The sequence below is a fragment of the Okeania sp. SIO3B5 genome (assembly GCF_010692555.1).
Lineage (GTDB): Bacteria > Cyanobacteriota > Cyanobacteriia > Cyanobacteriales > Microcoleaceae > Okeania.
In genome coordinates, this window is the sequence record NZ_JAAHHG010000113.1 from 1 (window position 1) to 25,275 (window position 25,275).

The 25,275-nt window shown below is 37.5% G+C and carries 15 protein-coding genes and 1 pseudogene; 6 read left to right on the forward strand and 10 right to left on the reverse strand.

What is annotated here, in order from left to right; genetic code table 11:
• Positions 1–109: 109 nt before the first annotated feature.
• From F6K54_RS16900 to F6K54_RS16915, 4 genes are all read right to left on the reverse strand, one after another.
• Entirely contained in the window at positions 110–2,275 is a 2,166-nt protein-coding gene (locus tag F6K54_RS16900; protein ID WP_293079458.1) for a transglycosylase SLT domain-containing protein, read from the reverse strand.
• 421 nt (positions 2,276–2,696) lie between these two features.
• Positions 2,697–3,950: a transposase gene (locus F6K54_RS16905; RefSeq protein ID WP_293079460.1), complete on the reverse strand. Its 1,254-nt coding sequence runs from the start codon at positions 3,948–3,950 to the stop codon at positions 2,697–2,699.
• A gap of 250 nt (positions 3,951–4,200) precedes the next feature.
• A complete protein-coding gene (locus F6K54_RS16910) occupies positions 4,201–4,431 on the reverse strand; it encodes an isopentenyl pyrophosphate isomerase (protein WP_293079462.1) in 231 nt (76 codons plus the stop codon).
• The gene (locus tag F6K54_RS16915; protein ID WP_293079464.1) at positions 4,428–8,387 is read right to left on the reverse strand and encodes an EAL domain-containing protein; all 3,960 of its coding nucleotides are present in this window, start codon (positions 8,385–8,387) and stop codon (positions 4,428–4,430) included. The genes F6K54_RS16910 and F6K54_RS16915 overlap by 4 nt, the downstream gene beginning before the upstream one ends.
• A gap of 397 nt (positions 8,388–8,784) precedes the next feature.
• Here F6K54_RS16915 and F6K54_RS16920 point away from each other — a divergent pair, with 397 nt between their 5' ends.
• The 4 genes from F6K54_RS16920 to F6K54_RS16935 all read left to right on the forward strand — a co-directional run bounded on the left by F6K54_RS16920 (position 8,785) and on the right by F6K54_RS16935 (position 12,563).
• Positions 8,785–9,213, forward strand: coding sequence for a helix-turn-helix domain-containing protein (locus F6K54_RS16920; protein WP_293079466.1), 429 nt, complete (start codon positions 8,785–8,787; stop codon positions 9,211–9,213).
• Positions 9,192–9,539, forward strand: coding sequence for a hypothetical protein (locus F6K54_RS16925; RefSeq protein WP_293079468.1), 348 nt, complete (start codon positions 9,192–9,194; stop codon positions 9,537–9,539). The genes F6K54_RS16920 and F6K54_RS16925 overlap by 22 nt, the downstream gene beginning before the upstream one ends.
• Positions 9,496–10,017 carry a transposase gene (locus tag F6K54_RS16930; protein WP_293079470.1) on the forward strand — a complete coding sequence of 174 codons (522 nt, stop codon included), beginning with the start codon at positions 9,496–9,498 and terminating at the stop codon, positions 10,015–10,017. The genes F6K54_RS16925 and F6K54_RS16930 overlap by 44 nt, the downstream gene beginning before the upstream one ends.
• A 1,073-nt stretch (positions 10,018–11,090) precedes the next feature.
• On the forward strand, positions 11,091–12,563 hold the full coding sequence (locus F6K54_RS16935) for a leucyl aminopeptidase (protein WP_293079472.1): 1,473 nt from the start codon (positions 11,091–11,093) through the stop codon (positions 12,561–12,563).
• Positions 12,564–13,258: 695 nt separating this feature from the next.
• On the opposite strand, the gene F6K54_RS16940 is transcribed toward F6K54_RS16935, so the two are convergent.
• The 6 genes from F6K54_RS16940 to F6K54_RS16965 all read right to left on the reverse strand — a co-directional run bounded on the left by F6K54_RS16940 (position 13,259) and on the right by F6K54_RS16965 (position 20,971).
• Positions 13,259–14,518 (reverse strand): flotillin family protein, encoded by a 1,260-nt coding sequence (locus F6K54_RS16940; RefSeq protein ID WP_293079474.1) that lies wholly within the window; start codon positions 14,516–14,518, stop codon positions 13,259–13,261.
• 379 nt (positions 14,519–14,897) lie between these two features.
• Positions 14,898–16,331 (reverse strand): flotillin family protein, encoded by a 1,434-nt coding sequence (locus F6K54_RS16945; RefSeq protein WP_293079475.1) that lies wholly within the window; start codon positions 16,329–16,331, stop codon positions 14,898–14,900.
• Between the two features lie 179 nt (positions 16,332–16,510).
• The gene (locus F6K54_RS16950; protein WP_293079477.1) at positions 16,511–16,843 is read right to left on the reverse strand and encodes a hypothetical protein; all 333 of its coding nucleotides are present in this window, start codon (positions 16,841–16,843) and stop codon (positions 16,511–16,513) included.
• Entirely contained in the window at positions 16,804–17,148 is a 345-nt protein-coding gene (locus tag F6K54_RS16955) for an NfeD-like protein (RefSeq protein ID WP_293079479.1), read from the reverse strand. Before F6K54_RS16955 ends, F6K54_RS16950 begins: the two co-directional genes overlap by 40 nt.
• Positions 17,149–17,242: 94 nt before the next feature.
• On the reverse strand, positions 17,243–17,845 hold the full coding sequence (locus tag F6K54_RS16960) for an NfeD-like protein (RefSeq protein WP_293079481.1): 603 nt from the start codon (positions 17,843–17,845) through the stop codon (positions 17,243–17,245).
• A gap of 1,527 nt (positions 17,846–19,372) precedes the next feature.
• Positions 19,373–20,971 carry an SDR family NAD(P)-dependent oxidoreductase gene (locus tag F6K54_RS16965; RefSeq protein ID WP_293079483.1) on the reverse strand — a complete coding sequence of 533 codons (1,599 nt, stop codon included), beginning with the start codon at positions 20,969–20,971 and terminating at the stop codon, positions 19,373–19,375.
• Between the two features lie 2,017 nt (positions 20,972–22,988).
• On the opposite strand from F6K54_RS16965, the gene F6K54_RS16970 reads away from it, so the two are divergent.
• The gene (locus F6K54_RS16970) at positions 22,989–24,848 is read left to right on the forward strand and encodes an alpha/beta hydrolase (protein ID WP_293079485.1); all 1,860 of its coding nucleotides are present in this window, start codon (positions 22,989–22,991) and stop codon (positions 24,846–24,848) included.
• 314 nt (positions 24,849–25,162) lie between these two features.
• Positions 25,163–25,275 (forward strand): annotated as a pseudogene (locus tag F6K54_RS16975) (Uma2 family endonuclease); the annotation flags it as partial.

Consider the following 25,275-nt stretch of genomic DNA (forward strand, 5'->3'; position numbering starts at 1 on the left):
CACAGATGCCTCCCCACCCCCCCATCCCCCCATCTCCCCCCCACCCCTACTCCCCTACTCCCCCACTCCTCTACTCCCCCACTCCCCTCCTCCCCCACTCCCCTACTCCTTATTTCTTATGTTTAGCGTAATGTCTCTCCATTAACTGAGCAACTTCAGGATTATAAATTTGCAAATAATTCCAATAATTTTCAAAGACAGACTCCACATAACCCCTTGTCTCAGGATAAGGAATTTTCTCCACAAAAGCATCAGCATCATTAAACCCAAACCGCTTTAACCAACTACTCACAGCATTCGGTCCCGCATTATAACTCGCCACTGCTAACATCGAATTATCCTTGTACTCTTTATGAGTAAAACCCAAGTAATAAGTACCCAAATTTACATTATCATTCACATTCTCTAAATCATAATTCGCAAGATTAATTTTCTTAGCTACCTCCTTTCCCGTTTCTGGCATAACTTGCATTAACCCCGTAGCACCAACTACCGATTTTATTTTCGGCATAAAACGAGATTCTTGACGAATTAAAGCAGTAACCAACACAGTATTTAACTCTCGTTTGTTAGACCATTTCACAATAGTTTCCAAATAAGGAAAAGGATACAAAGTTTGCCAATAGGTAGGCTTTTCCTTCAATGCTTTATACTCAGCTATCTCCTCTGGTTTTTCCCGTTTGCTCAAGCTAGTAAGCATCCAAATACCATCTAAATTATCTCCTATACCAATCCTTAACACACCATCAGTATACTGTTGAGCAACAGTTGGACTCATCCTATCTTCAAATTCTACCTGCCATTGTTTCCAAGCATCCCGATCCTGACCGATCTGATATAATTCTCGCAACGTCTCAGAACCAAAAGGCAATGGATCTCGCCCTTTAGTATGTACAACCTCTGGAGATAGAGGACGAACAGTAGTAAAATCACCCACAGGCCAACCCAACATCACCGCCGATCGCCAAGCATAATAAGAGTGGGGATAACGTAAAATCATAAATTCAAAAGCCTTTTTAGCATCCTCTGTCTGCCCAAGTTGTTGTGCCCACTTACCTACCCAGAAACCTGCTTGTGGTGCTAACTCACTATCAGGATTATTCGCAGTCAACTCTTGTGCCCACTTCCAAGCTACTTGTAAATTGCCAGCCGCAGCAGATTTTTCGGCCAACTCCCACCGTAGTTTAGCAGCAGCATCAGAATTCTTATACTTACTCAACAACTGTTGACGTACCTGTGAAGCTGACTTAGCAGACTCCAGTCGATCGAGTAACTTAGACTTATCGAGCATAGCTTCAGCAGCATGACTAGGAAAATTAGCAATTACTCTGTCAAGATAGGGTATGGCTTCTTTTGGATCAACCAGTCTCGACAGACGAATCAAACCCAAAGCTGTATCTTCTCCCCCATTGGGAAACTGATTAATTAAGGTTTTGTAAGCTTCGCGGGACTCTTTAGTTTTTCTCCCTAACCATAAACCCCTAGCATAACGATATAAATTTTTGGGTGTCTTAGTTGCTTTCTGATATGCCAGGCCACCTTTAAAATAATCCTGCTTTTCCCAATATCCAAAAGCAATCATTTCCCAATCTTCAGGAGTTAACTGGGAGGCATATCTTGTTCTGAGTTGTTCTAATACTGTTCCATATTCCGGCACATGAAAACCATATTTAGCAATGAGCAATAACAACTGAGGTTGATTAGGATTTTGCTTCAGTTTTTCTTGAGCAATTTTCACTGTAGTGGGATGACCTGGAAATTTAGCGATCGCCTCATCCCAATATTCCGGCTTTTGTTTTCCTAGAGCATACAAAGCTTCTACTACCACTGGTTCTTCTGGATAGGTTGCTAATAATTCTGACCAAGCTTCTTGTGCTTTCTCAGTATCCCCAGTTAATTCATAAGCTTGTGCCCGTTTTAAGATGACATAGGGTGCTAGAACTGTATATTCTTGGTCTAAATTTTTCAGTTGAGCGATCGCCGACTCTACTTCTCCCTGTTGCATTAAATCATTGGCCAGAATATAACGTGCTCTACTGCTATTTAGAGATTTTCTTTTCTTTATAGCAGCTTCGAGTTTATTCCTTCGTTGTTCGGGTGGAAGTGAGACAAAATTTGTTACATCTAGCTCTGGGTTGAGTTTCTGATTTTGGATTGCGTTTTGAGAGATACTTTTGTTATTGTTTATAAGTTCTGGTAGAAATACTCCTAGTAACAAAGCACTGATAGAAACGCCGATCAGTATAGAAATTTTTGTTATATTTTGCTTTAACATTTATTTATTGTTAGTTAATTAATTTTAAAAAGGATATGGTATAATTTTTTTTCTTAGCGATAATTCTAAGGAAGGCAGGAGGCAGGAGGCAGGAGGCAGGAGGCAGGAGGTTTTCTCCTATTGTCACCTTAATTTTATACACAAACGATGCTACCGGACATTATATAACTTGTATTTTGGATTACAATTTTGGGAAAAACAGCAATTTATAGCGGTCGAAGGAAAGGTGAGAACATATCCAAAGCTGAAAACTCAGGCAACGCTAGATTTTTCCTTCTGCCTTCTGCCTTCTGCCTTCTGCCTTCTGCCTTCTGCTATATTTCCATCTCATTTCAGAGTTGAGTAATGGACTTTCATCAAAATTTTGACTTAGCCCCTATTAGTAATCATATCGTGAAGTTCTCTCCCGTTAAATCGGAGATTATAACGGGAGCTTCTTAAACAAAGAAGTTTCTTGTTTCACAGGCTGACTAATATCTAAGCCTCCACAAGCAGACAAGATGATACCCACCTCGTTTAACGCTTTATTTAATATGTTAATTGCTGCATTTTCATCTCTATCTAAAACTGTTCCGCATTTCTGACAAGAGTGAGTTCTAACTGATAAAGTTTTAGGTACTTTATGACCACAATTGCTGCAATTTTGTGATGTATTATGAGGATTAACTTTTATTACATGAACACCGCGTTTTACCGCTACTGCATTCAATTTTTCAATAAAATTGCCCCAGGCTACATCATAAATTGATTTTGATAGTTTAGTATTTTTTGCTAAACCTCTAATATTTAAGTTTTCCACTGCAATCATGTCACATTCTTTAACTAATTTATGAGCAGTCTTATAGTGAAAATCTTCTCTTTGTCTAGCAATATGTTGGTGCAATCTAGCTATTCTATTTTGTGCTTTTTCCCAATTATTAGACCCTATTTCTTTTCTAGATACTTTTTTTTGCTTTCTTGCTAAATTAGATTGAGACTTTCTATAGAATTTAGGTACAGAAACAGTCTCACCAGTATTAGTAGTCAAAAATTCTTTTAAACCGACATCAATGCCTGCAGCAGTTTTAATATTTTCTGTAGAAATTAAACTAGGTACTGACTTATCTTCCAGGCTAAAACTCACATAATAACCATCAGCTTTTTTGGTTATAGTTGCAGTTTTAATAACAAACCCATCTGGTATAGGTCTATGAACTATTACTGGAATAGTACCAAACCTACTAATAATTATTTGTTTACCATCAAATTTTATTGCTGCTTTGGGATGATTAACTCTACTGAAACAAAATGACCTTAACTTTCCTGATTTTTTAAATCTAGGTCGCCCTCCACGTCGGCCTTTTTTGTCAGGTATTAACCAACGTTTCCAAGCTTTATCTAGCCTTTGTAAGTTAATTTGCTGAACTTCTGAATATATTTCTTTGTAGTCAGGAAATAACTTTTTTGTCTGTTTCAGTGCTGATTGCTGAAAATAATAATCTGGTCTGCTGGGAATCTCGCCAATAGGACATGAAATTAGTAAGCAACGGTCAACTTGACATCTAGTTCTATTTAACCAATCTAGTCTTTGGCCTAAAGCATAATTGTAATGCCTTCGTAACAGTTCTAGCCAATAATCTATTTTGACTGACTGTTCAGGAGTGGGCTTAATTTTGTAGCAATGAGTAATTATCATAATTTTATCAGGACTCTTTATTGCTATACTTGAACATCAATTGAAACCTGTTTAATTTGCAGCTCGGCAATTCCCCTCCCGTTAAATCGCAGATTATAACGGGAGACCCCGAGACCGTATCAAGTTGGATTATTTTCTTTAGTGAGCTACACGTTTTCTTACTCATTTCCGGACTGAACCTATTGCTAATTTTATGTTTATATTATCAAATTTACTCTTGATCTAAAATCCTGTTATATAATATATTTTGTCAATTTACTTCAATCTCCCCATCTCCCCATCTCCCCATCTCCCCATCTCCCCATCTCCCCATCTCCCACACTCCCCATCTCCCCATCTCCCACACTCCCCATCTCCCACACTCCCCATCTCCCCATCTACCCATCTCCCCATCTCCCACACTCCCCATCTCCCCATCTCCCACACTCCCAATCTCCCAATCTCCCAATCTCCCAATCTCCCAATCTCCCACACAACTCACTCAGGCAAATCTAACGGCTGTGGATAACCAATTCCATAACCTTGACCATAGTCTACACCGATAGTCTTAATTTTCTCTAAGATAGCATGATTGCTCACAAACTCAGCGATCGTTTTGAGACCCATCACATGGCCAATCCTATTCATTCCCTCAACTATTGCATAATCTAAGGGGTCACTGACAATATCCTTGACAAAACTACCATCAATTTTTAAGTAATCTACAGGCAAATTTTTCAGATAAGTAAAAGAAGACACACCACTACCAAAGTCATCTAGAGCAAAGCAACAACCCAAATCTTTGAGTTTTCTAATTAACTTAGCTGCTTGAGACAGATTAGCGATCGCCACTGTCTCAGTAATCTCAAAACATATCATCTGTGGAGAAATATTAAACCTGGCTAATTGTGCTTGTAAAAAATTAACAAATTCCTCGTCATTAACTGTTTCACCAGAAATATTAATTGCATAAATAGTATCTGTTTTATTTGTATCTGACTCCCGAAACAATCTCTCATGATCGAGGTTCTCAAAAGACGGTTGCAAATGACCTTTGAGCTGTGACAAATAACTAAAAAAGTTTTGAATCACCCAGCGGTCAATCATTGGCATCATATTATATCTTTCTGCTGCCGGAAGAAAAGCCATTGGCGGAATCAATTTATCTTTTTCATCTCTCAAGCGTAAAAGTATCTCATAATAACAATTACTCAGATGGGAATTTTGCAATGGTACAATAGGTTGATAATACAAACAGAAAAGATTTTGTTCGCAAGCTTGATGAATTTTTGTGACCCAATGCACAGTATTTTTTTGCTGCTTCAAATCTGAATCATCACTTTCGTAAACATGAAAACGATTTCGACCTCGATTTTTCGCGATATAACAAGCAGCATCAGCAGCACTAAGGAGCCAATTAACATCATTTATCACACCTGCCTGGCTGAGATTTTCCTGACTAAGAGTAATCATACCAATACTAACACCAATATTAAAAGTTTTATCCTCCCATACAAATCTGTAATCCTGAATACTATCAATTAACTTTTGCGCTACTCTTTGAGCATTATTCATGTCGCACTGTAATAATAGCAAAGCAAATTCATCTCCACCGATCCTAGCTAAAATATCTGCTTGACGACATTGAGATTGTAATAAAAGAGTCACCTGACGCAACAATTCATCCCCAGCTTTATGACCACAGGTATCATTAACAATTTTAAATCTATCTAAGTCTATATAAGCAAGAGTATGTACTTGATTGTATTGATTCACTTCCTCCAAAGAATTTTCTAAAAATTTCTCAAATTCTCTGCGGTTTAACAACCCTGTTAAAGAATCGTGTTGAGCTTGCCAAAATATTTGATTCCTCAACTTGCGCTTGTCTGTCACATCTCGAAATACTAACACTGCCCCTAATATTTCATCGTCTTCTGTTTTAATAGGAGCAGCAGAATCTTCTATTGCATACTCTTGACCATCACGAGCTACCAAAATAGTATGATTTCCCAGTTCGACGATTAGCCGTTCTCGGAAAACTATATCTACCGGACTCTCCATCGGTGTACGGTCTTGTTCATCAAAAATTTGGAAAATTTCAGCTAGTGGCAAACCTTTAGCTGCTGACAACTCCCATCCAGTAAGTTTTTCAGCAATAGGATTAATATAATCAACATAACCTTTTTCATCAGTAGTAATCACCCCATCCCCGATAGATTTTAATGTGATTTCGGCTAGTTCTTTTTCTTGAAACAGAGCTAATTCCATCTGTTTGCGTTCTGTAATATCTTCAAAAATACCTGCAGTGCGGTATATTTCTCCAGCTCTATTGCGTACAGGAAAAGCACGACTCCAAATCCAGCGCATTTCACCATCAGGTCGTACAATTCGATACTCATCGTCAGTAAATTCACCACGGCGTTCTTTCTCATCATTCAAAACAAAGCTATCGCGGTCTAATGGATGAATGCTATTTATAACTGTTTCTCGCCATTCCTTTAAATTTGTGATGGAGCGCCCCCAAACATCTTCGTAAGTAGGACTGACGTAGATCGACTCACTTTTGTCAAGGGTACTTATCCAAAAAACCTCTCGAATATTTTTAGCAATTTGACGAAAATTTTCCTCACTAGACCTCAGAGAATTCAGAGTTTTTTGTCGTTCGATCGCTGTACCTAATACATTAGCCACTGCCTGCAAAAAATAAACATCATCCTGAGTAAACCACCACTTCATTTTAGTATGTATAGCTAGTATCCCATAAGGTTTTTGTTTTTCACCACCAGGAATAATGACGCTAACTCCAGAAATAATTCCATGGTCACGCAGCAGTTTTGGCGCTCTGAATCTGGTTTCAAGACGAAGGTCTTGGACAATTACAGGTCTAGATGAATGTAGGGTATAACCTGCTTGAGTATCACGGCCAGAATTTATGATCGCATAACCTACGAGTCCCTCTTGCCAACCAATACCAGCTCGTAATAGTAAAGAATTGCCATCAGGTAACAGTTGGAGAATCTTGCAGTATTCTCCATCTAATATTTGGGAAACCATTTGTACCATCTCATCCATCAGCAGAGAAATATTTTTACCTGATAAGGCTTTTTGAGTAATTTGAGCCACAGCTCGCTGCTGTCTAATTCGATTTTTACAAGCTTGAGTAATTAGTCTTAATTGGGAAGTTTGCTCTGTAACTCGTGTTTCTAATTCAGCGTTGAGAATAGAAAGTTGTTTTTCTACCTGTTTGTTATCCGTGATATCATGACCTTCAGAAATTAATAGGATCACCTGTCCAAGTTCGTTAAAAACTGGTTTGAGAGAAAAGTCGATGGTAATTATTTGTTCATATTGACCAACTACCATAACTTCATAACGTACAAATTCACCTATAATTGCTTTAGCGATCGCTTTTCTCATTTGTTTTTTAGCAAGTTTATGTTTAGTTTCTATGTTTCTTGGATGTTCTTCATCATCCACTGCTAACCACCATTTAACTTGCCAAAAATAACGTCCGACAATATCTTCATGTTTGAGACCTGTAAAGTCTAAAAATGTCTGATTAGTTTCTAAAATAGTACCGTCTGGGTTTAAGAGTCCCATAAATTGAAATGTTTGATGAAAAATAGCCTGGAAGCGTCTTTCGCTTTCTCGAATAGCTGTGATATCTCGCCCCACTGCTTGATATTCTACTAAGTTATTGTCTTCGTCAAATATTGCTCGATTTGTCCACTCCTGGCATCTCCACTCTCCGTTGAACATTTCTATCATTTGTTCGTTGATAGTTACTGGCTGTTCTGGGGTCAAAGTATCTAATAGTTTTTGTAGCTTGACAACCTCGAAAGATGACAAAAACGGATAAAAACTTATCCCAATTAACTCTTCTGGCGTTGTGTTAAAATAGCGACAATAAGCATCGTTGACAAAACTCAAAATTCCCTCTGTATCAAAACGACAAATCAATTCTGTTTGGTCTTGGACTATGGCACGATATTGATTTTCACTTTTTCGTAGTGCTTCTTCTATCTCTTTGCGTTCTTTAATTTCTGATTCTAAAGTTTTGTTAATTACCGTTAATTTAGATGGGCTTGGTAATTCTAATGCTTGGGGAATCAGAGAGTACATTTCCACGGCTGTGTACAGGGAAAGCATTGCTGTAATTGCTTTGATACCTCCTAATAACCAATAAACAGGATGCCACAAAGTCCAAATTTCTAGGAGATGGACTGTACCGCAAGAAGCAATAAAAGCCCCAAACATCCAGAAGATGGATTTAAAGGGTAGATCCTTTCGTTGACGGACAAGGTACACTAACAGGAATGGGATGGAGTAGTAAGCTATTGCTGTTAATGCGTCTGAGCTAGCATGAAGCAAAATTAAGCCTGATTTCCAAAGATAGCATTGTCCATGGGGTATGAATTGTTCTGGGGAAAATATGTTTTGTATTAGTTGCCAAATCATAACTACTTCTTGTAAATTTTGTGAAATTTCTAATCTTGATATTTTGGTATAATTTAAAGTTTTAGGTTAGTTATGCTTAGAGTCTTTTAAAAGGAATTAGGGGATTGCTGAATTAGTGTATGATACAGCAGTTTCCGCGCGTTATGAGGTACATATATTGATGCTTTTAGGGAGTAGGGAGTAGGCAGTAGGCAGTAGAGAAGATGGGAATTAGGGTAGTGAACAAGCAAAAAATATTTACCCCGTCAGTTGTACCGCATTAGTTTTAACTCCCCCGGCGGGAAGTCCCGCGCTCTCCCGGAGGGGAGCGGAGGGATGGGAAAGCCGGGCTTTGTCTGTGTTGTTTGTCCTTATTTTTGATATAATAACTAATGTAGATATAAAGGTCGATTCTGCCATGCTACTGAAATATAAGTACAAGCTCAAACCCCATAAAAGCCAAACGGCAATTATAGCTAATTGGTTGGAATTAGCCCGACGGCAATATAATTACCGTTTAGCTGAAAGGTTAAATTGGTTTGAAGCTACACGCACACTACTTAACGCTTGTCCTCTCAATGTTTCAGTAGTACCAGTAGACCGTATTTATGAAAATATCCCTGAATTTAGAACACAAACAAGGGACGGTAGAAAGAAAGGCAGCAATGGTAATCCCATAACAAAGAAAGGGGATAAGCACCCAAATATAATCAATGGTTACGTTTTGTGGGAGACTGTTCAACTAGCAGATTTAGCACAAACCAAAAAACTATTTCCGTATGGACAAGTCTATACATTCCCAGGTATTGCAAGATGTTGTCCAGCGTGTACAAACTACTATGGATAACTTGTGCCTTACCAGATAAAAACGGTAAAACCAGCGGTAGACCTAAATTCAAAGCTAAACATTACTATAATTCTTTTAGTTATCCCCAGTTATCAAACACTAGTATTGTCAAAAATGCTAACGGTCGTTATTGTATAAATCTGCCGAAGATTGGCTTAGTCCCCTTTGTGTACAATCGCCCAGTACCATTAGGTTTCAAGGTTAAGACAGGCACGGTAATTCGAGAAGCGGATGGATTGTATATCAGCTTCACGATAGAAGATAAAACTGTACCTTTGAGGCGTGCAGAAATTCAACCCACTGAAAACAACTCGTGCATGTATTGATTTAGGATTGTTGCATTATGCTGTCACCAGTGATGGTGAGTTTATAGAAGTTCCTAAGTTTTTCAGAAAATCTCAACATCGGTTGTCTAAACTTCAAGTAAGGTTGGCTAAAAGACCAAAGCATTCAAAAACTTGGAAAATTCTCAAAGGTAAAATAGCTAAACTCCATCAACTAATAGCTAGGCAAAGATTGGACTGGCAGTTCAAACTTGCTGATCATCTGTTTTCGGATGTAAGTGTTATTTTTATCGAAGACTTGCTCCTAGCTAATTTAGTCCGACGTTGCAAGGCCAAATTAGGAGAAAATGGTCAATTTTTACCCAATGGTCAGTCAGCGAAGTCAGGATTGAATAAATCTTTGCAAGATGCAGCTTTTGGTCAATTCATCCAAGTTTTAGAGTATGTAGCCTGGAAACTGGGTAAGCGAGTAGTAAAAGTAGACCCAAAAGGAACATCTCAGCATTGTTGCGAGGGTTGATAGTGTCTCAAAAAGCTTGTCTGAGCGCTGGCATTCATGCCCTAAATGTGGACAAGAACTGGATAGGGACTATAACTCACCCACCCCTCTAGCTCCCCTCCCGGGAGGGGATGGGGGTGGGTTGGATTGTTATCAACACAGGGGGAGGACATCACCTCTGTCAAAACTGCGGTCAGGGCTTCCTTGACTGAAGAATCCCGCGCTCTCCCGTAGGGGAGCGTCGGGAGTATGTCAAATCTGCTGTATTAATCTTAATTAGGGTTTGCTGAAAAAGTCTGATTGTGATGATAGGGAACACTTAACTGGGAATAGGGAACAGTTTAGACTATCTGCTACGGCCAAATTTTTTGATACTCAGGGGAAAAGTATTAGCATTTTGAGGCTACAACAGCCAAAAACCTTGCACTTTTTTCGACCAAAAAAGGCTGAAAGCAATATCAGTCAATGCGCGTGATATTTAATCAGCAAGCCCTAATTACTTAGGAGTTAAAACTCAGGTAGGGGAGCTGTCAGTAGGGCGACGTACAAGAGTCACGAGGGAAGGAAGAAGAAGAAACAGGAATCGCACTCTTATCCGGGCATGATATCATACCTCAAATCACCAACGCTGGAATTAGTACTCAGGAAATAGTGCAGGATGGCAGAGATAACTAATCAGTTACAAAATCCCAAAAGCCTTACCAATCGATGCTTTTGACTTTTGACTTTTGACTTTTGACTTTTGATCTTTGACTTCCGTGTAGCGGCACTAGCTAATACTTGAAAAGCAATTCCCAGTTCCAGCGATCTTTATTTCTGGTCATCATAAATTTTCGGTAAGTGGGAAAAGTGCCTGTTTTAACTGCTGAATGGAAACGACGCGACTGATTTTAACCCTTAGTCACGTTGAAATTTCTAGAGATTTTCGCTATCTATAAAGATTTATTATACAGCGAAAATTGATTATGTATCTAAACCCAAAAGAACAAAATTAGAAACTTGTCTAGTCAGAAATTTAAAGCCTTGAGATAATTGTACAGATTGACCAAGAATATGTATAATGTAGGATTTTACCAATTAATCAGGAAATCAAGATGGAAATTATAGCAATCAATAAACCTCTATTAGAATGGACAGGAGATGCCCTAGCCATTGGTTTATTTGAAGATACCGATAGCATATTAACCGGGGATATGGCCTATTTGGATGAAAAGCTGGCTGGCACTTTATCTGAACTAATCGAAGAAACAGAATTTAAGGGTAAAGTCAACAGCAGTGCCTCGACTCGTGTGGGTAGCAAAAAATCCATCCGCAAAATTATTATAGTGGGCCTGGGTAAATCGGAAGAGTTAAAATTAGAAACTCTGCGCCAAGCAGCAGCAACCTGCGGACGCTTGGCAAAAAAGGAAAGATGTAAAACTCTAGGTATTAGCTTGCCAATGTGCGACAATGCTGAAGCTACAAGTGCAGTCATCACAGAAGGCATTGAGTTAGTCCTCCATCAGGATAATCGCTTTAAATCTCAACTTGAAGACCAAGGGCCAGATGTAGAAAAAGTAGAGTTAATCGGTTTAGCTGGCTCTGATGAAGCCATTGTCCGTGCCCGGAAAATCTGTTCTGGGGTGATCCTAGCCAGGGAACTTGTAGCAGCACCTGCTAATTCTTGCACCCCAATAACTATGGCTGAAACTGCTGAAGCTTTGGCTCAAGAATTTGGGCTAACTATAGAAATTTTAGAACGAGAAGATTGTGAAAAATTAGGTATGGGAGCTTTCCTGGGGGTTGCTAAAGCTTCCGATATTCCACCAAAATTTATTCATATCACCTACAAACCAGAAGGTACTCCTCGTAAAAAGTTAGCAATAGTAGGTAAAGGCTTAACTTTTGACTCTGGTGGCTTAAACCTCAAAACCTCTGGTAGTGGCATTGAAATGATGAAAATTGATATGGGTGGAGCTGGTACAACTTTTGGTACTGTTAAGGCGATCGCTCAGTTAAAACCAGATGTGGAAGTTCACTTTATTAGCGCCGTCACTGAAAATATGGTTAGTGGCCATGCCATGCACCCTGGAGACTTCCTCACTGCTTCTAATGGCAAAACTATTGAGGTTAACAATACGGATGCAGAGGGGCGTTTAACTTTGGCCGATGCTTTAGTTTTTGCTGATAAATTAGGAGTAGATGCGATCGTTGATTTAGCTACTCTCACAGGTGCTTGTGTGGTGGCATTGGGTAATGATATTGCTGGTTTATGGAGTCCTAATGATGATTTAGCTGGGCAACTGGCGGCAGCAGCAGAAAGTGCTGGTGAGAAACTATGGCGGATGCCTTTGGAGGATAAATATTTTGAGGGGTTGAAAGCTATACACGCTGATATGAAAAATACTGGTCCTCGCCCTGGTGGTGCTATTACTGCTGCTTTATTTTTGAAGCAGTTTGTTAAAGATACACCTTGGGCGCATTTGGATGTGGCTGGTCCTGTATGGATAGATGCAGAGAATGGTTACAATAACGCTGGTGCAACTGGTTATGGTGTTCGGACCTTAGTGAATTGGGTTTTGAGTTAGAAATTAGTCAAGTGTGTAACTTTTTTTAGGTTATTGAGAAAGGAGTCATATTATGTCCGGTTGAATAATTAGACTTTGGTGGAAGGGAGGCAGGAGGCAGGAGGCAGGAGGCAGAAGGTTTTCTCAAGAGTGTCACTTTAATTTCATACACGCTCCGATGCTACCGGACACAATATCAGTAGTTCAGGAGTCAGAAATTGACGTTGCTGAATGATTATGATTTTTAGGCTTTGGTGAATTATCCTTATGATTTTTGTGCTTAGGGAGTAGGTTGGATGTAGGGACGTTGCGTGCAACGTCCGTAATGATTAGTTCGTTCTTTGATTATGCAACACTCAAATATCTTAATTCATAGTTTGATTCACCAACGCCGATTAAATAAACGACAGAGGAGTCAGGAGTCAGTAGGAAGAAAAATGCTCCCCTACTCCCCACAGGAGGACACGGAGACACGGAGAGAGGGAGACACGGAGAGAGGGAGAGGAGGAGACACGGAGACACGGAGAGAGGGAGACACGGAGAGAGGGAGAGGAGGAGACACGGAGACACGGAGACACGGAGACACGGAGAGAGGGAGACACGGAGAGAGAGAGATAGAGTGTCACTGACAGGAAGCGTAACCGCGCCGATAGAGCGTCACCGCGTCACCGCGTCACCGCGTCACCGCGTCACCGTGTCAAATCTTACACTCTCCCCTACTCCCCTACTCCCCTACTTCCGACTCCCCGATCGCTTAAACTATTCACAGTAGCAGCTACATCAATACCAGTAGTTTGCTTAAACTCCTCAAGAAAGGCCGCTATTTTTGTAGCATTGTTCCCACCTTGAGCATTAATTACGGTAACATTATCCACATCAACCTCCGGCACAGTAGATACCATAATCTTCAGCAACTCTTCCAACTTCTGATATAGAAAAACTTCTCGTGCATTTGCACCAGCAGCTTTCCAAGATTCTGCCAACTTTTTAATACCCTCTGCTTGTGCCTTTCCTGGTTCGACAATAGCAGCAGCATCTCCTTTGGCAGTAGCGATCGCTCGTTTACATTCAGCTTCTGCGGGAGCAACTACATCTGCCTGTAACTGTTGTTCAACTTGCTTAATACGTTCTTGTTGCACTGCTACTTCAGCTTGAGTCCGTGCTACCTCTGAACCAATATCGGCCTCTGCTTCCGCTACCACTGCTTGCCGTTTTGTCACCGCATCTTGAATACGCCTCTCAGCTTCTGCACGAGCTACAGCAATTTTAGTGTCAATCTGTTTGAAAGAAGTATTTTTTTTGTTTTCTGCTTCTCGAATAATTGATTCTGCCTGGGTTTGTGCTTCAGCAATACGAGAATCTCGTAACAATTCAGCTTGTTGTTTTCGACCAATAGAATCAAGATATCCTACATCATCAGCAATATTCTGAATTTGTAGAGTATCCAAAACTAAACCTAATTTTTCTAGGTCGTCTTCTGCTTCCTCCAGTAAGCTTTTGGCAAAAGCAATTTTGTCTTCATTGACTTGTTCTGGTGTCAGAGAAGCTAACACACCACGCAAATTTCCTTCGAGAGTTTCCTGAGCTAATTTTTCAATTTCCTTGCGAGTTTTACCTAGCAGACGCTCGATCGCATTGTGAATCGTAGGTTCTTCCCCAGCAATTTTGATATTTGCCACGCTCTCGACTGTGAGAGGAATACCACCTTTAGAATAAGCATTATTAACCTTGAGTTCAATAATCATATTACTCAAATCCATGCGGAAAGCTTGTTCTAATAGGGGGACGCGAATGCTACTACCTCCCTTGACGAGACGATATCCAACTTTTTTATCGCTGTCTCCAACATGGTGACGACCTCCTGAAAAAATTAGGACCTCACTTGGTTGACAAATATAGTAAAGGTTGCGAATGACAAAGACACCTGCACCAGTACCAAGACCGAAAACTCCCAATAATGCTAATACTATTTCCATGATTTTTTTGGCTCCATAATTTTAGTTATTGTTAAGAAGGAAGAAGGAATAAGGAATAAGGAATAAGGAAGAGGGAAGAAGGAAGAAGGAAGAACTGGATGGAGAATTAATACCATTTCACAGCAGTCAGAAGTCAAAACTCATATCAAGTCTCATGAAGAACGCCATAATAAATTAGCTATCTTGAAGATGACTAAAGATGAATTCTACTGAACCTATAAATTTATGGCATTGCATAATTGCGGGATGATTTGATCGCAGAGGATAAACTATAATCCAATACGGTTCAGTTAAGGATTTTTTTTCCAGTTATGTAGTCTGAAAAGCCTATCTAATCCTTATATCATAGGAGTTTTCGTCTTAACTGAACCGTATTGAACTATAATCCCCGTGTCTCCGTGTCTCCGTGTCCCCGTGTCCCCGTGGATGACTTTTTAGCCTCCAGGGACTTAACTTCTTTCCCATTTCCATTGCTGAAATTACCAGTCACATCAACACCCAGGGTTTGATTAACATTTTTGAGGAACTGGCGGAATATTTCAGGATAAGCATTCACCAAACTAGCGATCGACTTGCCATCTCCACTATCGATAACTTTGATATTTTCCAATTTAACTTGCTTTGTCACTTTCGCAGACTCGTGCAAAATCATACTAATTTGTTGTAAGTAGAACAACTCCGCAGCATCTTTACCAGTCTCTTGCCAAACTTGAGAAAGCATATCGTTAACTAAAGCTTCAGCTTGAGCATTTTCTGATAGAGAAGCAGCATTTCCCCTAGCTTGGAGTTCTTTGGCCTGTCGTTGTGCTTCTGCTGGCAATACTTCATCTGCTTCTAAACGCAATCTCTCTAATTCCGCACGGACTGTTTGCAATAATTGTTCTGCTCTTGCCCTTGCTTCTTTAGCTGCTGCTTTGGTTCGTTCTTCTTCCGAACGAGCTTTCTGATCCCATTCTGCTCTGATTTTGCGGAGTTCGTTTTCTTTCTGGACGATAAATGTTGCTGACTGAGTTTTGGCAATTTCTGACTGTCGTTGGCAGTCAGCTTCTATTTGTTCGGCCTCTGCTTTGGCATTAGATTCAGCTATTTCTGCATCTCGGCGAATCATGGCAATTTGTTTGCGCCCAATGGAGTTTAGGTAGTCTACGTCATCGGAAACACTTTGAATCTTTAGGATATCAAGTTGGAGGCCCAATTTTGCTAAGTCGCGACTCACGTCTTCGGCAATGCGTTCGGCGAATTGAAGACGGTCTTCGTTTAGTTGTTCGGGAGTCAGGGTGGCAACTACACCTCGCAGGTTTCCTTCTAGAGTTTCTCTTGCTACACGGGTAATTTCTGAGCGATCGCGGTCGAGAAATCTTTCTATGGCATTGCCTACTATTTTGGGGTCATTGGAAACTTTGACATTGGCGATCGCTTGAATATTTAGTGGAGTACCGCCTTTGGAGTAAGCATTCCGCACTTCTACAGGTACTGGCATGGTGCGTAAGTCCATTGTTTTGGTTGTTTCTAGAATTGGAATGGGAATTGCTCTACCACCGAAGATTACGCGATAACCAACTGTTTCCCCTTCTTTTGTCCGCCGTTTTCGACCAGATAAAATTAGAATTTCATTGGGTTTACAAATTTGTATGAATGTGTTGATAAACCAGATTAATACTATCACTCCAAATATAGATAGAGCGATGGGTAAACCTGTAGAAATTTTTCCTGTAAAATCCTGAATTGGCTCCCTTTGTATTACAGGAGGAATTTGTGCTATTTCTACAGTGGTTGATTCGACTTTACTCGATTCTAAAAATTCACTTTTCATTAGTTAAATTTCCTCATTTATTTTTGTGAGATATAGTATTTTTCATTTAGTAGTATGAAAGTTCGAGTTAACTGGCCTACAAATAGTTTATTTCCCTAAAAATATTTGTGGTTATTCATTATCTTTTCTGTGGTGGGTTGAATACCCTACCGTCATTTCAGTTATCAGTTATCAGTACCTCATGCAATAGGGAGGCTTGAAATACTGAAGTTGACTTTCTCTTGGTTGATTGGATATGGCGAGGAAACCCGCTCTTGACAGAGTTGTTCCGCTTTATAGCGGGGCAAAACGCCATCCGGAGACCGCTTTTTCATTTCCTTAAAAGGGGAGACTTGAGACCTTACTTTTTGGTCAACAAGGGTGCTTAAAATTGTTTGGGGTTTGTAGACACGGAGTGCCGTGTCGAAGACTATCCATAAGCAATTTTCCCTTCTGCCTTCTAACTTCTGCCTTCTGCCTTCTTCATTTATGATTATTCCTGGTGTTGAAAAGATGATTTGGAAATTACCCACACTTGATTATTCTCTGTGCCGATAATAAATACCTGCTCTCCCTTAGTAAATTCTTTAGATTCTTCTGTTGTGCGGGCAATTAATCTGATGTTAGATCCTTTAACATTTAGACTAACTTTGCCTCTACTATGAGTATCAAATGGAATTTCCACAGTGCAGGGTAAACCTAAAAAATCTTGAGGACTGACAAGACTATTTATGACTTGGTTTTGTCGAAAAATAGACAAAAATAATACTATTAATATCCCGCAAAATATTCCTACTACCACTGACATATAGGCTAAGATTAAAAGTTGATTTTTCATGCCAATCTATTCATATCGCAACTATATTTAAGTTGTGCAGAAAATTTATTTAAATTGGGGAATTGTAATAGAGAGTAGCTTGAAAATTATCAGATTAATCCTCTGATGTTTTATCTAGATAATCTTCTGATACTACCCATACTCTATTATTTTCTATTCCCACGATTAATGCTTTTTCTCCTCTAGTAAATTCCCTAGATTCTTCAGTAAAAGCCATCAGTTCTAGTACAGATTCCTTCACATTTAATCTAATTTTTCCTCTACTATTGTTATCAAAAGGAATCTCCACAATTCCAGAAAGACCTGCGAGGTCACCACTACGTACCAAGCTATCAGCTTGACGGTTTTTTAAGGTATATAATACCCATGCCATAATTGTGCCACATAAAATACCAACAATTATAGAAATAATGGCAATTATTGTTGGTGAAAGAGTGGGAGAAATATAAGATAACAAAATACCAGTTAGCCCAAAGAAACAACTGCCAAAAGTCCAAAATTTGAGGCTAAATAATGGTAGCCATAATCCTCGGCGACGCTGATATATTGAAGTATGAACTTGTCTATTTGATTGGTCTGTAATTTCTAAGTCTGGGTCAAAGTCTTGGTCAAAATCTATACCATCTAGACCGGCAAAGGCGGAGAGTGCCACAAATGCTCCACCAATAATTAAACAGAAAACATAAGCTGATTCCATAGGTTGTCCTTCATAATTTTTAATAGCTTCTCAATCTATTTATATTCTGGCAAGTTAGTTTCCTTTTCAGCCTATTTGTAAAAAAAATTTGTGTTTGAAAAGAAAGTTACTTTTTATCTCATCGGTAGAATTTTTAATTATTATTAAAACTTTCTTCGTTAGATATAGAAAATTTTGATATAGCAATCCTAAATAGGTCGTGACAAATCAAAAAACTGAAACTCTTACCTGTTCCCTGTTCCCTAAAAAGCAGTAAGATTTTTGACACGAATAAAATAGGATTGCTATATTAAATATATTATACCCAAAGTTAGTAGTTTATGGGGAGCAGATATCTCTATTGTCAGTTGTATAATACTAAGGGTGATAAATATTTTCTACAAATAGTTAGACTTTTTATAGAACCAATTTACTATCTTTGCGCGCAGTATATGCTCTTAGCTGTCAGAGTCAGTCCTGTTGAAGTCAGGACATTCAGAAATAGATAGTTATCAAATGGGTTATACCAAATTCACGCAAAGGCAGTTACATCTTAAATTTGTGATTTATTCCTAAAAGAAAAAATTATAAATTCCATAAATTCTAAAATTTCCACCTTTTTTCCTCTTTAATATTTATCTTTTTCTTTCTCTGTTCCCTGTTCCCTGTTCCCTGTGTCCTCACCCTTTGCAAGATTTTATGAAATTGGTATTATATAGGAGTCAATTCAGTTATCAGTTAGTCTCCTCCGGAAGAACTGCGAACTTCGGTTATCACTACTTTTATTAATTTACATGACTTACTTTTATTAATTTACAGAATTATTAATTATTAATTATTAATTATTAATAATTAAACAATTCTGGTTTAAAGCCTCCCCTTTTAAGGGAAAAAAAATAATATCTCCTGATATTAAATCCTCTCGGTTTTAACCAGAGGTAATTATCAATTATCCATTATCCATTATCAATTAATGAAAGGACTTACACAGAACCACCATATCTAGTAGTTACGTTTTACTCCGCAACATATGAAGTGGCGGCTTTACCGAATTATTAATTATTAATTATTAACGAGACAGTGCAAAGTTCTTGGAATAACTATTGCTCCCTAAAACTTTCAGCTATCTAAGGGTTAAAAACTCTTTATTCAAAGCTGTAAGTACTGTAAGTTTTTTCTAGTAATACTTTCAGCCTTTAAAGCAAATAGTTTTTTGGAAGAACTTTGTACTCTCCAGTTATTAATTATTAATAATTAAATAATTCGCGCCTTGAAGCCTCCCCTTTTAAGGGGAAAAAAAGCGGTCGAGGGATGGCGAGGTTTCCTCGCCATATCCAATCGACCAAGAGAAGAAATAATATCTCCTTATATTCAATCAAGAGCGGTTTTAACCAGAGGTAATTATCAATTATCCATGATCAATTATCCATTATCAATTATCCATTAATGAACTTAGTAAATAGCAAGTCGCCTCTACAGATGGTGTATTATTTGATATTTTCGTAAGTCCTGATTTATTCTTTCTTTTCCTCTTTCCTCTTTCTTCTGCTACAACAATACTGACTGTTGATAATTAGGATTATAATTAGGTAAAACTTCTACGCTAGGTTGAGTAACTCGTAAAGTTAATGATAGTCTAACTTGACCGTTAATATTACATACAGAACGATGAACAAGTTCATCTGTAAATATCACAAATTGACCTGGTTTTAGAATGACTGGTACTGAATTTTCTGCCAATTTTTCTGTAACTTCAAAGAAATCATTGCCGCTAAAAGGGTCTGTCATTTTTACAGATAAATTGCGGTCTTTTTTAGCATTTGATATAAATTCAAAGCCATTAAATTTATTGACTTCAGTCAGAGCAATATAAACATTAATTGTTTTACCTACACCAGAAAGTAATTTTGGATAAGAGTCTCTGTGCCACAAGGGGATTAATTGTTTTGCGGGATAATTTACCCAGAGTTCAGAGCGCCATAATACTAATTTTTCTCCTAAATATTCTTGCAATTTTGCTAATAATTTTTCATCCTGACATATTTTCCAAATTTCAGGGGAATCAAGATGTCTTTCCATGTGAAATTCTTGTTTCCAAATTTGAACTAATAATAGAAAGGCTGAACCAAATTTCAATTTCCATAAAAATTTTAAAAGGCGTAAAAATAATAATTTTCCTGGTGGTTTTGGTAAGATTTCTGCAAAAATTGTTTTGGTAATCTGAGCAATTTCTTGACTGTCTAGTTTGAGGGTGTAAGGACCGGATATTCCAGAAAAGTTATCATAATTAATTGTTTCGTTAGTTGTTGTATTCTGGCATCCACTCCAGAGTAAACTTCTTTCCCAAAGTTGTTTTGTTAGGTCAATATCTGTTGTTATTTTTGGCAAAGGAATTTCTTGGGTTTGAGAATCAAAAAATTTACCACTGATACCTTTTAGTTGACTAGAATGGGCACAAAATAATGTACTATTTGCACCCTTTTCTGGAGAAATTCCTAAACCTAAATATTTACTCATACGATGCCAAATTGTAATATTGGATTGTACAAATCCTGGGTGAACGGCATTAATGATTACATTTGTATTTTCTAACTGTCTGGCAAGTTCAGTTGTCAAAAGTAACAAACATAATTTAGAGACAGAATAAAGTTCTAAAAAATTTAGAGGTGTTTTTTTGACTAATAAATTCCAAGGAATAGTTTTTGGTTTTAATGCTAAATCGGAAGCCACCATAATAATTCTACTAAAAGCAGAACTCTTGAGTTTTTCTAATAAAAGATATGTCAGTAAAAAATGACCTAAATAGTTGGTTCCCCAAATTAGTTCAAATCCTTCTTGAGTAGTACCTCTTTGATTAAAAATTCCGGCATTATTAACTAAAATATGTAGAGGAAGTTGCCTGGTTATGAACGAATCAACAAATTGACGAACTGAATCTAAAGAAGCTAGATTTAAAGGTAAAAATTCAACATTTTTATTGCCACTAATTTGACGAATATAATCTACAGCTTTCGTGGCTTTACTAATAGAGCGACAGGCAATAAATACATGACATCCAGCTTTAGCTAAACGAACAGCAGTCATTAAACCAACACCAGAATTACCACCCGTAACAATACATACTTGATTTTGTAAATCTTGATTCATAACTTAAAAAAAATATTGAAGAAGGAAGAAGGAAAAAAGAAGAAGGAAGAAGTGGACAGGGACTCAAACCTCAACCAATTATAAACATTGTGTAAACGGCGGGTATTCCCAAAATATTGATCATCAAAATATGAGCTTTGGATGTTTAAATTGTCAGTCACAAATTATCCCCTATAGAAATCCTAAATCATTTGTGATAATTTGATTCCTATTTGAAGAAGGAATAAATTGTCACTCAGAAATTATCTCCTATAGCAATCCTAAATCATTTGTGATAATTTTATTGCTATTTGAAGAAGGAAGAAGTAGATGGGGACTCAAACCCAAACCAATTATAAACACTTTGTAAACGGCGGAGTATTCCCAAAATATTGATCGTAAAAATATCAACTTTGGATGTTTCAATTGTCACTCAGAAATTATTTCCTATAGCAATCCTAAATCATTTGTGATAATTTGATTCCTATTTGAAGAAGGAACAAGTGGATAGAGACTCAAACTCCAAGCAATTATAAACACTTTGTAAACGGCGGGGTATTCCCAAAATATTGATCATCAAAATATCAGCTTTGGATGTTTAAATTGTCACTCAGAAATTATTTCCTATAGAAATCCTAAATCATTTGTGATAATTTTATTGCTATTTGAAGAAGGAACAAGTGGATGGAGACTCAAACTCCAACCAATTATAAACACTGTGTAAACGGCGGAGTATTCCCAAAATATTGATCGTAAAAATATGAGCTTTGGATGTTTAATCAGCTTTGGATGTTTAAATTGTCACTCAGAAATTATTTCCTATAGAAATCCTAAATCATTTGTGATAATTTGATTCCTATTTGAAGAAGGAACAAGTGGATAGAGACTCAAACTCCAACCAATTATAAACACTGTGTAAACGGCGGAGTATTCCCAAAATATTGATCGTAAAAATATGAGCTTTGGATGTTTAATCAGCTTTGGATGTTTAAATTGTCACTCAGAAATTATTTCCTATAGAAATCCTAAATCATTTGTGATAATTTTATTGCTATTTGAAGAAGGAACAAGTGGATAGAGACTCAAACTCCAACCAATTATAAACACTGTGTAAATGGCGGAGTATTCCCAAAATATTGATCGTAAAAATATCAACTTTGGATGTTTAAATTGTCACTCAGAAATTATTTCCTATAGCAATCCTAAATCATTTGTGATAATTTGATTCCTATTTGAAGAAGGAACAAGTGGATAGAGACTCAAACTCTAACCAATTATAAACACTGTGTAAACGGCGGAGTATTCCCAAAATATTGATCGTAAAAATATCAACTTTGGATGTTTAAATTGTCACTCAGAAATTATTTCCTATAGCAATCCTAAATCATTTGTGATAATTTGATTCCTATTTGAAGAAGGAACAAGTGGATGGGGACTCAAACTCCAACCAATTATAAACATTGTGTAAACGGCGGAGTATTCCCAAAATATTGAGCGTAAAAATATCAGCTTTGGATGTTTAAATTGTCACTCAGAAATTATTTCCTATAGAAATCCTAAATCATTTGTGATAATTGTATTGTTATTGAAGAAGGAAGAAGGAAGAAGTTGATAGAGACTCAAACCCCAACCAATTATAAACACCCTGTAGACGGCGGGGTATTAAACCAAAAATATTGATCATCAAAATATCAGCTTTAGATGTTTAAATTGTCAGTCATAAATTATCCCCTATAGCAATCCTAAATCATTTGTGATAATTTTATTACTTCGGTTTTCTCTTTCCCATATCCACTGTTCCTTATTCCCTAAAATCTACAATATCTCACAACTCAAATAAGATTGTTATAGATAGTAAGATAACTAATAGCTTGAAATATTTTTGATGTTCCATATTGTTTTTTCCGAATAATTAATAATTAAATAATTAATAATTAAATAATTCTGGTTTGAAGCCGACCCTTTCAAGGGGATTTTTTTTTTTCCTTTTAGTAAATCCTCCCCCAAAAAGGAAGAGGTAATTATCCATATTCCATTAATGAATTGCTATCTTTTTTTTCCTAAAAAAAAGAGATTTGCTGAATTTAATCATCAACTAATTGTTGATAAAACCACAAAAATAGGGAACAATAATTCTTATGAGCTGAAATTGAGGCCAATATTTATGAATGGGCATCGTTATGGATTTTTACTAAGTTTACTATTATTAGGAACAGGCTTAATATTATCAATTATATTTAATCCTACTATCGGCATTGAAGTAACATCTATAAATATTGAAATAGACTCTCAACGAAATTTAGTCAGTCGTATCTATACCCCCACTACAGCAAAACCTCATCCAGTAATATTATTGTGTCATGGTGTCAACAATAGCAAAGAAATGATGACTCCTTTAGCAGTAGAGTTGGCAAGACATGGAATAGCAGCGATCGCCTTTGACTTTGGCGGTTATGGTGAGTCTTATCCACTAAAAAATAGAGAAAAATCTATAGAAAACTTAGACAAAAACACTAAGGCAGATGCTAAAGCAGTTCTAGCATACATTCGCGATCGCCCAGAAATTTTTGACCAAGAACGCATTGGTATTCTCGGTCATTCTATGGGTGGTGCAACAGCATTAAAGTTGGGGAAAACAGAAGAACTATTGCGCTCGACAATTATTTTAGGTATGAGTGGTAGCGCTACTACCACTACTCCCCGAAATCTATTTTTGGGCGCTGGTGTATACGAGCAAATTAACCCTCCTGAAGATTTACGAATTATGTTGCAGCAAGCAACGGGTAGCAAAAATCCTGTTTGCATCAATAATGGTAATAATATTTGCGGTAATTTCAGTAATGGTACTGCTCGACTGTTAATAATTTCTGGCACTGCCGATCATATCATCGCCACCTACGATCCACAGTTAATAACGGAAGTTATCAAGTGGGCACAACGTAGTTTAGATGTGAATTCTACTAAGGAGGTAAAATTAGCTGCACCCGGTTTAATTATTTCTATGTTATTAACATTTGCAGGTGGTATTGCTTCTGGTATTTGTGTATTACTCCGACCTGATGAAAAAATCAGAATGCAGACTACAGAAACGAGAGGAGAAAATTTGGTAGAAGAAATCTATTTTCGTCAGATAAAAAAAGCAGCAACGTTAAAAGTGCAGTTATTATGGCGACGTTGTGTTACCTGGTTATTGGCAATACAAATGACCGTTATTTGGTTGATGGCAATAAGAGGTCTGGCACCGACTAGAAGCGCGAGTAATATGCTGGTGTTTTGTTATGTTTTGCAACTGTTTAGTAATTATACTTTACGTCGTTCTGACAAGTTGACTTCTATTTTGCGAGTTGTCTGTTTATATGTTTTGCTTTTGATAGTGGCGTTTTTATTGCCGACATTATTATGTGGAGTCAATGAAATTTTAACTACGCCAAATTATCTGGTAAATTTACCTCAATTTTTGCTCCAGTGGCCGTTTTTTGCCTTCTATAACTACACCATAGCAGCTAAACTAATTTTGATTCCTACTTATACTTTAGAGTTGCAGGTTAGTTGGTTGTTTGTATTATTGGTGTTGTTAGAGTTGATGTCGTCTGGGATAACTTTGCTAATAGTGGAACAAATTTTAGTGGGGAGTGTGAAATGGTTACGTCGTCCGTTTGTTTTCACTGGAGTGAGTAATATTTCCCAGAAACAAATTGGTTTATTAGGGTTATTATTGTTGGCTTTTTTAGGGGTATTGTATAAGCGAGTGAGCGACGGTTTATTGGTACTGGTAATGAGTAAGGGAATATTAGCATTACAGATGCTTGGATTATTTTTATTTTTGCCCATAGGAATTATTGTAGTTACTGTCAGGTCTTCCTGGTTTCAATATTTAGAGTCTCTATTAAAAGAATAGGGAAGAAGGAATACCGTTTCACGGAAGTTATAAGTCAAAAATCAAAAGTCAAAAGTCAAAAGTAAGATTTTAGTAAGCATTCAGCCATCAGCTATTGCTTCTTTTTATTTCTAGATAAAAGCTTTACTAATTGAATGAGAATTAAATTTTACTATAAAAGCTGCTGAGTCAATCCTATCCGTTTTCAAGGAGAGGTAATTATTAATTATTAATTATTAATTGTTTAACTACTCCCTAAAAGAAACTAATTTTGTACCTCACGCTTCTTGGGAATTGCTATACTAAAAATACTGAGGCGCGTGAGGAAATAAAATATGAAAATACAACTTCCCTTGTCCCAAAATAACTCAGAAATAGTTTATCCAGATAGTGATGGACAACCTATGGCAGATAATACAATTCAATTTCGTTGGATTACAGTTATTCA